Here is a 13,104-nt window from a genome sequence, read left to right on the forward strand (position 1 = left end):
TATAATAGGGAATTGGGCATGGGATAATTCCCAATGTTGGCGTTAACAAATTAAAAATGAGATTCCTCATTTTTAATTTTAACTCTTTGTTCTATTCCCTATTTTCTGGGTTTCTGAGGAAGGCTAATCCGCTGTATAGCTGAAAAGCTGAGTCCCAAGGAGTTTCGGATTTGCGCTCGACTTCTATATGAGATTCGATCTTGCTCAACATATTAGTGTAATCGAGCACTGTCTCGGCAAAGGGTGTAAATTCTGACCAAACTGTAACGTCAAGCTGGCGATCGAATATTTCCAGTAAGTGATTCCAGTTAATGCGGGTGGTACTTTGAGGAATTTGTTGAGAGTTTTTGACTCTCGATGTTTTGTTTTTCTGGTTCGGTAAAGTGGGGATCTCGGCTGAAGCTTTGGTGAAGTCAACTCCTTGTTGAAATTCGTAACTTTGGTCGCAAATTCGCAGAATGCAGTTTCTGCTGGGAATGTGCAAGTCACAGATTTGAGCGTAATCTTGCCTGATTTCTCTGTGGCGAAATTGGTCTGTTCTTCGGTTGGGGGAGTAGTCCATGACTTCGATGAACATCGGCAACAAGCCTTCTACTCTTTGGGTAACTTCTGACCAGTTAAATTCGATCGCACCGAGTCGATCGAGTTTATCTTTGCAAACAACGGCTGGGGAAGAGAGAGACTGGAAGTGTTGCACTCGGAAGATTTGGATTTTTTGAATATCGCTTAGGGTTGCCCAAAATACGGGAATGCCGGCTTTGAGGAGTTCTTGACCGTAAATTCGGAGTTCGGCGATGGGGCCAGTTTTGTAGAGTCTCCAGCCGCGGCTTTGGATTTGCATCCGGGTTGTGTAGGCGTCGATTTTAAAGATTCTGCTGATATTTTGAATGGCGGCGGGTTTGTTTTCGGGACTCACGGGTTCGAGGATGAGGAGTCCGGGTTCGAGGTTGCTGGGGTCGTTTTTGGCGGTTTCTATGGCTTGTTGGCGGAGGTTTTGTTGTGCGGTTTCAATCCGTTGAATAGCTTGGCGGGTCTGGGAGACGATTTTGGCGTTGGTGATGTCGCGGAGTATTTGTTTGTAGGTTGTTTGGGCTTTTTCGAGGTTGTTGGTGAGTTCGTAGTAGCGGGCGATATAGTATTGTACCCACGGATTTTCGGGGGATTCTTTTTGTAGTTGTTTGATGAGTTGGGCAGCTTGTTTGTAGTCTTTACCCTCTAGGGCGGCGGCTATTTGGTTGATGTCTGTCATGGCGGTTGCGGGAATGGCGTTGTTTCTATCTTGGCTGATGTTTGGTTGGTTCCGCCACTGGTTAACAATTTTTGCTGTTGTGTTAAGTTATAGATCAATACGGTTCAGTTAGTGCTAAAAAAACCGATCGTGCGTAGGTTGGGTTTCGTTCCTCAACCCAACCTTTTCGCTACAATTTTCCTTAACTGAACCGTATTGAGTTATAGATATGATATGCCGGAAAGAAACAATGGTGGAACAACAAGTAACTTACACGCTTGAAGTCAATGGTAAGTTTATTATCATTAAAAATGTTCCTGCTAGAGTGTGTGTGGAAACGGGAGAGCGTTTTTTTTCGCCTGAGACTGGGGAACGGTTACAGAAGATGATTTTGGAAGATAGAAAACCTATTAGGGTGATTGAAACACCTGTTTTTGAGTTTGCTTAGCGGTTGGTTTAAATTGAGTTAAAGTTGATTGGAATTAACGCTTAATGTGTAAGTACCTTTGCTTGTGCGATCGCCTCCTTTAACAACTATTTTATAAGTGCCGTTACTAGGCAATTTTACGGTGATTTGAGACTCTCGGCGAGTCTGGGAATTGCCTGTTTTTTCGGCAATCTTTTTACCGCTGGTGTCGAACAGTGTTATGCTGTGGTCGAATGCTCTGCTGTTAAGGTCGATCGTAATAGGTTGACCAGCCCGTCCTTGGAAGGCGTGTTCGCGGGATTCGCCTTCTTTTAAGGTTTCTCCGCGCTCTAGGAGGGAGAGAGAGAGGTGACTTTTGGGCGATCGACATTGCTCAAATCTAAGCGGTAATTTGTGGTTGTTGCACCAGGGCCATTTCCGTTTCTGACTGCGATGATAAAGGCTGTTTTGTTGTTGGGGTCTCGGACTATTTTGTCAATAAATTGGGATTGTATTTGTTTTGCTGTTAGAGGTTTAGGTTGGTTGAAGTTGGGTTTTGAGGTACAGAAAAGTACGCCTCCATCCTGATAACGGGCGGCGTAGAATAAATAGTTTTGACCGTTAGTTGTAAATTCGTTTCTGCTAAAGATCGTGAATCTTTCAAGTTGCGGTAGTTGCTGGTTGCGGCGGCAATCTTTATCGATGTAAATTTCGTTGGCTGATGGCTGTCGCTGGGCGAAAACTGCTGGGATGCTGGCGGCTAGGATTGCTGTGATGATGGTGATGGTGATGGACGATAGATTTTTCATTAATTATTTTCCTGTTTGTTTGTGCGAGAGACTTTTTGCAGCAATCATATTTTATGATTTTTTAACCGCAGATGCACGCAGATTAACGCGGATGAAGGCAAAAGTAAATACGAATTATGAGCTAAGCCCGATCGCCCCCATATCGAGTTCTGAGTATTTCTCAAATACAAGGCGAGGAGCGAAAAAATTAGATGTTTTATCGCCCTTTTTATCAGATTGCCAACCAGTCCCCAGATTATTAGCTTGAACAATGGAAGCTGGACGGCGTTTCGCAGTACGCAAATCCGAGCTGGGGAACAAAACCAAAACCACATCACCGCGACTATAAGGCATCGTAAGCATCCATCTCCGGTAGTTCCCAATCAGGAGCAAATCTACTCAACCGAACCCGTAAATCTGCGGCTTGTTCCTGGTTGATACCGCGAGATGGCAAGTTTACTAACCCTAGTTTTGGCAGAAAAGTAACAATAACTTGCGCTTCTTCTATGTCGGCGGGCATTTCCAATAACTCAATTTTGCCATTTCGGTATATCCCCTCTACTGACTGTAACATATTACTCCTCTGATAATTATCTATTTACATTTTAGCTGCGATCGCCAAACCCCTCAAGTCTCCGATCAGCTTGGTGGATATTAGCACTTCTCAAAGGCCGCTCCAACTAAAGACAAAGCCACAATCGGTGCTGTCACCGCTCTCAGAATTCTACTCCCCAAAGAAACAGCTTCAAAACCAAATTCGATCGCTCTTTCCACCTCACCCTCAGTCCATCCACCCTCCGGCCCAACCGCAATCACAATCGATAATTCTCCCCCAGCCGGGGGCGGGCACGGGGGCACCGCCCCTACAAAGGGGGGATCGAAACTAGCAATCAAACAATCCCACAAATGCCGGTTTTCCCCGCGAGCCACACAAATAAATCGATATTTTTGACCGCAATCTTTGACAGCAACATCAAACGAAACAGGCTCTAAAATCGTCGGCACAATTTGACGTTCCGACTGTTCCGCCGCCTCGGCAGCAATTCTTCTCCACCGATCGACTTTTTGATCACTTGGTTTGAGCAAAGTTCGATCGCTCGTTACCGGCACAATACTTGCCACACCCAACTCCGTCGCCTGCCTCACAACCTCGTCAAAGCCGTTTCCCTTGGGCAAAGCCGCCATCAAAGTGACTTCAACTGGTAGCTCCCTATTCACAGCAATCTCCTCGGTTATGGAGGCAAATAACCCTGTTTCCTGGGCTTCTAGGACTGCTAACCACCAATGCCCTCGACCGTCCATCGCAATAAATCGATCGCCCGCATGCAAACGTAGCACTCGATTTAAATAATGTTGCTGTTCCCTAGTTAAGTCGATTTTGCGATCGCAAATTTGAGTGGCAGTAACTGCTAATCTTTGTAATTGAGGCATTGAATTTGGGATTGTTCGTTTTCTATTAGAGATTTTTTTTATTTAACCGCAGAGAACGCAGAGACCGCAGAGGAAGAGAGAATGAGAAGAGATAGGCAGGCGGGGCTTCAACAGTTCAAAAAACAATAAAGGCAAAGCATCTACAACCGGAATTATTTTACAAATTCAAGTTTTTTTCTGCAAATGCTCTGCCTTTATATTATTGTTGCCAGAAGTCTATTGAATACAATCGAAAATCACAAAGCGCAAATTTAAAATCGGCTTATGCTTCCTCCTTAATCTTTTTTAAATAAGTTGAAATCGCCTCTGTAGCTAGTTGTGTAATCGGCTTGCCCTGACGGGCTGCTTCTTCCTTGAGCTCGTTGTAGATTTCATCGCGGACGCTAATTCGACGGCGGACTTTGCCACCGGTAGCAGTGGCAGCGTCGTTCCCGTCATCGTTACTAGACGTAACTTCTAATTCATTTATCTCAGTTGTCATCGAGTCAGCAGATTGGTAGTTGGTTACAAATTGACGGATAGATTCTAACCCGACGCGATCGCAAAAATTGCCAAAACTCTCGCTCAGTTGCCGTTTTTGCTTGAAATAAACAAAAATCGGCTCCAGAAAAGCTTCAAAATCATTGACGTGCAGCTTTTCCTCAATTGGTTTTGCCAGCCGCGTTTGTTCGGGAGAACCGCCCAGCCAAATCTGGTAGGATTCCGGCGAACTCCCGACAAACCCCAATTCTGCCATATAAGGGCGGGCGCATCCATTTGGGCAACCAGTCATCCGCACCACCAAATGCTCGTCTTGCAAGCCAACTTTGGTCAAAAGTGCGCGAATCCGCTCTAAAATGCTCGGCATCACGCGCTCAGATTCGGTAATCGCTAACCCGCAAGTCGGCATGGCTGGACACGCCATCCCATAACGCACTAATGGATCGATCGCAGTTTCCCGCTGAATGCCGCATCGATCGAGTATTCCCTGAATTTCTTCTTTAATATCCGGCGAAATATCGTAAATCAGCACGTTTTGGTGTGGCGTCGCCAGTATCGGCAAGTTGTACTTCTGCACGATTTCCCGCAAAGCCGTTTTTAGCTGAAATGAACCTTCATCCTTAATCCGGCCATTATCCACAGAAATGCCGACAAACAGCTTGCCGTCTCCTTGGTCATTCCAGCCCAAGAAATCAAAATACTTCCACTCAGGTAGCGGTTTAAAGGCTTCTAGGGGCTTGCCAAAATATTCGGCTACTTTTTCGCGGAACCACTGTACGCCTTTGTCGTTAATCAGGTACTTCAGCCGCGCGTGCCGTCTGTCTGTGCGATCGCCGTAATCTCTTTGGGTTGCTACAATTGCCTTGACCAAATCGTAAACATCATCCTTGGCAACATAGCAAATCTCATCAGCAACCCGTGCAAAAGTCTCTTCTTTATTGTGAGTACGGCCCAAACCGCCGCCAGCAAACACGTCAAAACCTTGCAACTCGCCAGCTTCATTGGTAATTACCACCAAGCTCAAATCCTGAGAGTACAAGTCAATAGAATTGTCTCCCGGCACGGTAACGGAACACTTGAACTTGCGCGGCATATAATGGCTGCCGTAAATCGGTTCTTCTTTGTCGTCGCTAAAGATTGTGCCGTTGCCGTTTTTCTGTCTCGCGGCCTTCACTGCGGGGTCTTCCTCGGCCGAAACAGCTTTTTCGCCGTCCAACCAAATTTCATAATAAGCACCGGTTTGCGGTGTCAGCAAATCGGCGACATTGTTAGCGTATTGCAGCGCATACTGGTATTCTGGGCGATTTTTGTACGGTGCTGGAGGTGCCATGATGTTGCGGTTCAAGTCGCCGCAAGCTCCCAAGGTTGACCCCATATTTTTAATAATTGAGGAAAACACTGCTTTAAGATTTTTTTTCAACACGCCGTGAAGTTGGAAACCTTGGCGCGTTGTGACGCGGAGCGTGTGGTTGCCGTATTCTTCAGATACCTTGTCTAAGGCTAGGTATAATTGCGGCGGAGTGAACCCGCCGGGATTGCGGGTGCGGAGCATGAACTGATAATCTTTTTCTTGTCCTTTAACTCGATTGTCGCGGTTGTCTTGCTGGTACGAGCCGTGAAATTTGAGAATCTGAAGCCCTTCTTCGGTGAAGTGGGTAGTTTCTTGTAACAGTTCAGTCGCAACGGGTTCTCGTAAATAGTTGCTGCGTTCTTTGAGACCTTCTGATTTAGAGGGCTTGCGCGCCACAGGGGTTGAAGTGGAAGATGTGATCATGGGAATGTATAGTGCCAGTTATAATTAGATACAGCCGATCGAATATTTCTTGACAATTGGACACTTGACAAATTTGCACTTGACAAATCTCCTCAGAAATGCTGTGTCGGATCTGTTGAGAACTCGGTTAACAACTAAGTTAACAAGTAAGTTAATAACGGTAATCCGCTAGGAATTCTGATGGTGCTAATTGTAACACGATCGAGCCGGGGCTGGAAAATTGTAATTAAGAGTTTATACTTTCGCTCGCTTAAGTGTACGAAACTTTAGAAATAATTAACCTCAACCTTTTAAACTATGTCACTGTATGACGAAGACACGTTTGTGGTCTTAGAAACAAACCAGCCAGAGCAGTTTTTGACTGCGGCGGAACTGTTAGAAAAGCTGAAAGCCGTGTTAGCCGAGGAACACGAAGATTTGCCGCAGGACGTGCATAAAATATCTGGCGTGGAAGCTCAAGCCAAGTATTTAATTGATACTTATTGTGAATTAGATGTCGGGCAGGGAAAATATTTGCAGTGGTATGCAGTACGCTTGGAAAAGTAATTTGGGAAATAGGGCATCGCGCATAGGGCATTGGTTATTAGAACCAACAAGTAACAAGTAACAAATAAAAAATAACAGGTAACAAGTAACAAATAACCAATAACAACCAACTAATGCCCAATGCCCAATGCCCTATTCTTTCTAATTAATCTTCTAACTGTTGAACCGATGATACTTCTACTGCGGTAACATCGATCGTACCGGGCGGTGTCAAGCGACTAAAATGACCTTCCTCTATTTTCAGAGGTTCGCCGCAGTTGGCACACTGAAACTGAGTTTGATTTAAAGCTGTAAATTCGTATTGACAAACTGGACAATTGTCCTCAATTAAATTGCGTTTCAGCCACCACTGAAGCGCGAAAAATGCGACCACAGGCGTCAGCAACAAAAAAGCTACTAGAATCAACACTGATTTAACTATCCAACCCAAACCAATTGACACCAACAAACAGGCGATGCCCAGCAGTATCAACCAATTGCTAATACGGGGTAGCTTGAAAGATATTTTGGGGGTGCCTTGGTTCACGGTGGTCTCCTTGGGTGTCTTTGCAGGTAGGCATAACTCTATCCTACTCAGAAATTCAGGCGGTCGATCGAGTTAATTTTCCCATTGTACACCCAGAAACCGCTCTCTACGGCATAAGTTTATCTGAGCCAGAGGGTTGAAAAATTCCTTGTAAGGATTGACAAAGGGATTCAAAACTAAATCTTGCCAGGGTTTGTTCCCTCAACCAGTGGCGATCGCACCTTTTATCCTCTCCTCGCAGCATTTCCACACAAGCAACCGCTACTGCTGCTGAATCTCGGTGGGGAACTCGCCATCCCAGTTTACCATCTTGCAGCGGATCGGCAGACCCGTCCGCGTCTCCCGCGAGTACAGGTACTCCGCAAGCCAGCGCTTCCAAATAAACTATACCGAAGCCTTCCTGGGAGGGCATTACATAAGCATCGGCCAACTGGTAATGTGCTGCTAAATTATCTGTCGGTACAAAACCCGCAAATATTACTCTTTCGGTAACTCCCAAATCATCAGCGAGTTTGGCTAATCTAGATCGATCGTCTCCGCGTCCAATAACTAAGTATTTCACATTCGGAAAAGTTTTGGCTATTTGCGGCAAAGCTTGAATGGTGACATCAACGCCTTTGTAAATATCTGTCGATCGCAATCTGGCTACAGTCATCAATATTTTAGCACCAACCAAATTGTACTGCTCTAATAAATCCTGTGGCTTGGGCCCAGTGGTAAATATATTTTCATCTACAGTACAAGGCACTATGTGGAATTTTTCGGGATTTAAGTTGTTAATTTCGCAAGTGCGTGAAGCGAAGCTATCCCGTAGGGAATCGCGCGTGTACCTGCTAATAGTCCAAATACTGTCAGCTTTACTCATTGCTGTTTTATATTTGGGCGGAAGCGGTTCCCACACTTCCTTGCCGTAAGTTAAAATAGTGTAGGGAATTCCCAAGGGTTGGCACAGAATTTGAATTAGCGGTGCGAGTTTGATGTGACCGCAAAAAACCCGCTGCGGTCGTTTTTGCAGCAAGCGAGTTAGTAATATTGTAGCAAACTTAAGACGGCCAAACCAGGGACGCTGAGTTTTGAGATAATAAAATTTCAGATTTTTTGACTCGTAAGGATTGTTGCTGCAGTCTGGGGAATCTCGCAACAGCAATATTTCAGCTTGTGGCGCTGAGTTTGTCCCTGCGGTTATGGACAGGTAAGCTTTCAAAATGTCTTGAACGTAGGATTGAATGCCGCCTTCGCTGGCAAATATTTCTAGGAAACAGAACAGGTAATTTGTCGATCGCATCTCAGATTTACCCATTAACAGCGCAGACAATTATTCCTGTATAGTAGTGACTTTGCAAAAAAGGGCGATCGCGATTATCCAGAGCTTTTAAACCAGGTCAAGATGACTGTAGTTGCAGGTTTTAGAGCAAAATATTTGACTCGTCTACTCTCACCGTTGGTTTTGAGCGACTATCTGCTTTTTAACTAGGGCTTTTTAACCGGCTGCATCGGTGAGCGCGAGGCTTTGCTTTCAGTTTACTATGATCTACGGTTGTTAACTCTAAACTTAATGATTTTTTACAATATCCTACCCCAAGCAAAATTTAAGATTTATTGAGTTGGTGCGGCGCATCCGAGCAGACTGAAGATTAGCAAAGGGGTACTGATCGAGGGTCTTGCCTCTTTAGTTTTTGGTAAAAGTATTGTCTATCCAAAGATAGATATAGAGCCAGTATTTAATTGTTATCATCAGCAACATAGAGAGTTAAATTTAATATGACTCGACCAGGTTTTAAAAGCCATTTCTGAAAGATTTTGTCGAAAATATTCTCCTAAAATTTTGTCACGCCTTGCAAAAAAATTAATGCTCATAAAGCATTGAAAAAAATCAGTAGCGTTGATTATTTTGGTATCGAGGAGATAGTTTGACTATTCATATCTTTTCGGTTTACAAAAGTAGTCTGGCGAGCCGAGTGAGCAAGTTTTACGAGCAGAAAATAAACACGATCTCGTACAATCATGTACAAAGAAAAGCCGCTCACCTAAAACATTAAGTATTCGAGCTTAAACCTAACAAAGCTAATGTTAGGTTGGCAACGTCATATTTACGAGCGACTCTCTCCAAATGAGCCTTCATTGGAGTTTGAGGTGAAACGAGTAACGATCGCACTCAGTCTTTTTAGTCTACTCAGCAGCACTCTGGCAAGTTGCACCGCAGCTTCTCAGAACGCTCAAAACAGCATACAACCAAGCAGCTCCGAACTTTCATCAGTTGCTGTAGCAGTCCGCGACCTCGGCAATCCATTCTTCGTACAAGTTGGCAAGGGCGCTGAGGCCGCAGCCAAGAAAATCGGCGGTGCAAACGTGAGGACAACTCTCGTTTCCAGCGGCGACGATTTAAATCAGCAATTTAATCAAATCGAAAACTTTATTGCCTCTAAGGTCAGCATGATTGTACTCAATGCTGCTGACACCAAAGGCATTGCACCCGCTGTGGAAAAAGCCAAGCAAGCCGGAATTCCGATAATTGCAGTTGATACCGCCGCCGAGGGAGGCGTTGATGCGACAGTTACTTCAAATAACGTGCAAGCTGGCGAAGTAAGCTGTCAATATATAGCCGATCGCTTGAAAGGAAAAGGCAGCGTTGTGATTATCAACGGCCCTCCCGTCGCTTCAGTAGTCGAGCGAGTTCAGGGGTGCCAGAGTGTCTTCTCCAAATATCCCAATCTCAAAGTTCTTTCCAAAGATCAGAACGCAGAAGGCAGCCGCGATGGCGGATTGAGAGTGATGAGCGATTTGCTTACCTCCTTCCCAAAAATTGATGCTGTTTTTGCAATTAATGACCCCTGTGCCATTGGTGCAGAATTAGCAGCCAAACAGGCACAAAGAAGCGAGTTCTTTATTGTGGGAGTCGATGGTGCACCTGAAGCTTTAGATGCGCTCAAGCAGAACAACAGTCTCTTTGTGGCTACAGCAGCTCAAGATCCGTTTCGCATGGCAGCCAAGGCAGTTGAAGTCGGGAACGACATTCGGAAAGGAAAAAAGCCAGCCAATCCAAACATTCTGATTCCAGTCGCGCTGATTACTCGCGAAAACGTCAATCAACATAAAGGCTGGACTAGCGAGTGACCTTCTTCGTGTCCAGTCAAGACTAAAACCCTTGAGGAATCCCGTTTTTCCCCGAGTCTAGATCCCCCTAAATCCCCCTTAAGAAGACCCACTTTGAGAAGAATCTTCTCCCCCCCTTAAGAAGGGGGGCTAGGGGGGATCTAAGTTTAATAGTCAAGCAGATTTCCTTACGGTATTTACGATGGTAAATAGCACTCAAGATTCAATTAAAACTCAGCCCGTCCTCGAAATGCAAGGTATTAAAAAAACCTTTAACGGTTTTATAGCCTTGCACGATGTAAATATCACCGTTTACCCGGGCGAAGTCCACGCCCTCATGGGGGAAAACGGTGCGGGCAAAAGTACGCTGATGAAAATTCTAGCGGGAGCCTACATAGCCGATGCAGGCGAAATCAGAATTGACGGCAAAGCTGTTAAGATGACAGACCCCGCTCAAGCCAGAGATTTAGGGATAGCGATTATTTATCAAGAACTCAATCTTGCCCCCAATCTGACAGTTGCTGAAAACATTTTTATGGGCAGCGAGCTGAAGAAAGGAGGTACATTTTTAGACCAAGAGGAAATGCGGCGCAAGGCATCTGAGGTCTTGAAAAACCTCGATGCAAATTTTGAGGCTGGAGACCTGGTTTCGACACTTTCAATTGCCGAACAGCAGCAAGTGGAAATAGCTAGGGCGCTCAAACACAATAGCCGAATTTTAGTGATGGACGAGCCGACAGCGGCGCTTTCAGACCGCGAAACCGATAAGCTTTTTGAAGTGGTTCGCCGCTTGCGGAATGAGGGGATTGCTATTATTTATATCAGCCACAGAATGGCAGAAATTTATGCCCTTGCCGATCGCGTGAGCGTCATCCGAGATGGCGGGTATATTGGCTCTCTTGAAAAGCACGAAATTTCGGCAGAGCGCCTGGTGGAAATGATGGTGGGCCGTTCTTTACAGGATTTGTACGAAAACAAGCATCAAATAACACCGGGTGCTGTTGTTCTTGAGGTAACAAATTTAAGCGACGGCCACAAAGTAAAGCCTGCCAGTTTTCAACTTCATGCGGGCGAAATTTTGGGTTTAGCGGGTTTAGTTGGCGCCGGCAGAACAGAACTTGCCCGCCTGATTTTTGGTGCAGATCGGAAGGTAAGCGGTGAAATAAAACTGGAAGGTCGTCATCTAAATGTCTCGACACCCAATGAAGGAATGGCAGCCGGAATTGCTTACGTGCCAGAAGATCGCAAGGCTCTCGGACTCTTTTTGGAGGCCAGTTCGGGTGAGAATATCACCATGAATGTCCTCGATCGAGAAGCAAAAGCTGGCATTATTAACTCAAATTTTCTGTTGAAAATTGTCAATGAGGCTATTAATAATTTGCAGATTCGCCTTGCAAGTCCGAGCATCAGGGCAATGGATCTTTCTGGGGGAAATCAGCAGAAGTTGCTGCTAGCGCGTTGGTTGGCTATCAACCCAAAGGTACTTTTGCTAGATGAACCGACGCGGGGTGTAGACATTGGCGCAAAAAGCGAAATTTATCGAATTATTAGCGATTTGGCAGCCAAAGGTGTAGGTATTTTGATGATTTCCAGCGAACTGCCGGAAATTGTGGGAATGAGCGATCGCGTCTTAGTGATGCGATCGGGAAGCCTCGTCGGTGAAGTAGGCGGCTCGACTGGGGAAAAGATTACGCAAGAAAACATTATGGCTTATGCCACTGGTGCAAAAGAGGTAGTAGAATCATGAGTCAAACGCAAACAAAAACCAGCAGAAATTCAGGGAGCGATCGGCAGAAAACAAGTAAAGCTCAAGCTTGGAAAAATTTCATCCAAGTTGCCGGTATCCTGCCCATTTTGGTTGCCATCTGTGTAATTTTTTCCCTGGTAACGCCCAACTTTCTTTCCTTAGGAAATTTGATTAATGTCATTCGGCAAGCATCAATCAATATTGTCCTAGCTACTGGCATGACTTTTGTGATTTTGACTGGCGGAATTGACCTTTCAGTCGGGTCAATTTTGGGTGTGACGGCAGTTGTCGGGGTGCTGGTTTCCTTAGTTCCAGGTCTGGGTTGGTTTGCCGTACCGGCTGCGTTAATAGCCGGAGTCTTTTTGGGATTGCTTAACGGCTCCCTAGTTGCCTATTTAGGTTTGCCTCCGTTCATCGTCACCCTCGGTTCTTACACAGCTTTGCGGGGAGTTGCTTATTTAGTAGCTAACGGCACTACCGTTATCAATAGAAATTTGAATTTTGCTTGGATAGGCAACAATTATCTCGGCCCAATTCCCTGGTTAGTTGTTATCGCTTTCCTCGCAGTTTTAGCGAGTTGGTTTGTCTTGCGGCGGACGGTTCTAGGGAGGCATATTTACGCCGTGGGAGGCAACATTCGGGCAGCACGATTGACAGGTATTAAGGTGAGTCGCGTGCTGTTATTTGTCTATGGCGTGAGCGGGTTGCTTTCTGGTTTAGGTGGAATTATGAGCGCCTCGCGCCTCTACAGTGCGACGGGGATGTTGGGGCAAGGCTACGAATTAGATGCGATCGCTGCTGTAATTTTGGGAGGAACGAGTTTCACAGGTGGAATTGGCACTATTTGGGGTACTTTGCTGGGGGCTTTAATTATTGCCCTGCTCAACAATGGACTAACTCTCATGAACGTGTCTTTCTTCTGGCAGTTAGTTGTCAAAGGTCTGGTGATAATTATCGCAGTGACGATTGACAAAGTTCGCACTGGTTCAAGCGCAGCGTAAAGGTATAGAAGAAGGAAGAAGGAAGAAGGAAGAAGGAAGAAGGAAGAAGGAAGAAGGAAGAAGGAAGAAGGAAGAAGGAAGAAG

At 45.4% G+C, this 13,104-nt stretch carries 14 protein-coding genes; 5 read left to right on the plus strand and 9 right to left on the minus strand.

What is annotated here, in order from left to right; translation table 11 throughout:
• Nucleotides 1-91: 91 nt before the first annotated feature.
• Nucleotides 92-1,249 carry a tetratricopeptide repeat protein gene (locus QUA71_RS23635; protein WP_333288773.1) on the minus strand — a complete coding sequence of 386 codons (1,158 nt, stop codon included), beginning with the start codon at nt 1,247-1,249 and terminating at the stop codon, nt 92-94.
• Nucleotides 1,250-1,457: 208 nt separating this feature from the next.
• Between QUA71_RS23635 and QUA71_RS23640 the strand changes: the two genes are divergently transcribed.
• The gene (locus QUA71_RS23640; RefSeq protein WP_333288775.1) at nt 1,458-1,676 is read left to right on the plus strand and encodes a YgiT-type zinc finger protein; all 219 of its coding nucleotides are present in this window, start codon (nt 1,458-1,460) and stop codon (nt 1,674-1,676) included.
• An 18-nt stretch (nt 1,677-1,694) separates the two neighbouring features.
• On the opposite strand, the gene QUA71_RS23645 is transcribed toward QUA71_RS23640, so the two are convergent.
• The 6 genes from QUA71_RS23645 to sir all read right to left on the minus strand — a co-directional run bounded on the left by QUA71_RS23645 (nt 1,695) and on the right by sir (nt 6,107).
• Nucleotides 1,695-1,916, minus strand: coding sequence for a hypothetical protein (locus tag QUA71_RS23645; RefSeq protein ID WP_333288794.1), 222 nt, complete (start codon nt 1,914-1,916; stop codon nt 1,695-1,697).
• Nucleotides 1,917-1,984: 68 nt separating this feature from the next.
• The gene (locus QUA71_RS23650) at nt 1,985-2,443 is read right to left on the minus strand and encodes a hypothetical protein (protein ID WP_333288777.1); all 459 of its coding nucleotides are present in this window, start codon (nt 2,441-2,443) and stop codon (nt 1,985-1,987) included.
• Nucleotides 2,444-2,557: 114 nt separating this feature from the next.
• Complete coding sequence (locus tag QUA71_RS23655; protein ID WP_333288779.1) at nt 2,558-2,776, minus strand: hypothetical protein; 219 nt, start codon at nt 2,774-2,776, stop codon at nt 2,558-2,560.
• The gene (locus QUA71_RS23660; protein WP_333288780.1) at nt 2,766-2,996 is read right to left on the minus strand and encodes a hypothetical protein; all 231 of its coding nucleotides are present in this window, start codon (nt 2,994-2,996) and stop codon (nt 2,766-2,768) included. The genes QUA71_RS23655 and QUA71_RS23660 overlap by 11 nt, the downstream gene beginning before the upstream one ends.
• Before the next feature lie 80 nt (nt 2,997-3,076).
• Nucleotides 3,077-3,853 carry a 16S rRNA (uracil(1498)-N(3))-methyltransferase gene (locus QUA71_RS23665; protein WP_333288782.1) on the minus strand — a complete coding sequence of 259 codons (777 nt, stop codon included), beginning with the start codon at nt 3,851-3,853 and terminating at the stop codon, nt 3,077-3,079.
• A 262-nt stretch (nt 3,854-4,115) separates the two neighbouring features.
• A complete protein-coding gene (gene sir, locus QUA71_RS23670; protein ID WP_333218556.1) occupies nt 4,116-6,107 on the minus strand; it encodes a sulfite reductase, ferredoxin dependent in 1,992 nt (663 codons plus the stop codon).
• Nucleotides 6,108-6,404: 297 nt separating this feature from the next.
• Here sir and QUA71_RS23675 point away from each other — a divergent pair, with 297 nt between their 5' ends.
• Nucleotides 6,405-6,653, plus strand: a complete 249-nt coding sequence (locus QUA71_RS23675; RefSeq protein ID WP_006632267.1) for a chlororespiratory reduction protein 7 — start codon at nt 6,405-6,407, stop codon at nt 6,651-6,653.
• Between the two features lie 145 nt (nt 6,654-6,798).
• Here QUA71_RS23675 and QUA71_RS23680 read toward each other — a convergent pair whose 3' ends face one another.
• Both QUA71_RS23680 and QUA71_RS23685 read right to left on the minus strand, forming a co-directional pair.
• Nucleotides 6,799-7,179: a hypothetical protein gene (locus QUA71_RS23680; RefSeq protein WP_333082950.1), complete on the minus strand. Its 381-nt coding sequence runs from the start codon at nt 7,177-7,179 to the stop codon at nt 6,799-6,801.
• 106 nt (nt 7,180-7,285) lie between these two features.
• On the minus strand, nt 7,286-8,479 hold the full coding sequence (locus QUA71_RS23685; protein WP_333288784.1) for a glycosyltransferase family 4 protein: 1,194 nt from the start codon (nt 8,477-8,479) through the stop codon (nt 7,286-7,288).
• 767 nt (nt 8,480-9,246) lie between these two features.
• Here QUA71_RS23685 and QUA71_RS23690 point away from each other — a divergent pair.
• The 3 genes from QUA71_RS23690 (at nt 9,247) to QUA71_RS23700 (ending at nt 13,020) form a co-directional block, all read left to right on the plus strand.
• Complete coding sequence (locus tag QUA71_RS23690; protein ID WP_333288786.1) at nt 9,247-10,293, plus strand: ABC transporter substrate-binding protein; 1,047 nt, start codon at nt 9,247-9,249, stop codon at nt 10,291-10,293.
• A 181-nt stretch (nt 10,294-10,474) separates the two neighbouring features.
• Entirely contained in the window at nt 10,475-12,019 is a 1,545-nt protein-coding gene (locus QUA71_RS23695) for a sugar ABC transporter ATP-binding protein (RefSeq protein ID WP_333288788.1), read from the plus strand.
• Entirely contained in the window at nt 12,016-13,020 is a 1,005-nt protein-coding gene (locus QUA71_RS23700) for an ABC transporter permease subunit (protein WP_333288790.1), read from the plus strand. The genes QUA71_RS23695 and QUA71_RS23700 overlap by 4 nt, the downstream gene beginning before the upstream one ends.
• Nucleotides 13,021-13,104 lie beyond the last annotated feature (84 nt).

This window comes from Microcoleus sp. MON1_C5, assembly GCF_036701875.1.
Classification (GTDB): Bacteria; Cyanobacteriota; Cyanobacteriia; order Cyanobacteriales; family Microcoleaceae; genus Microcoleus.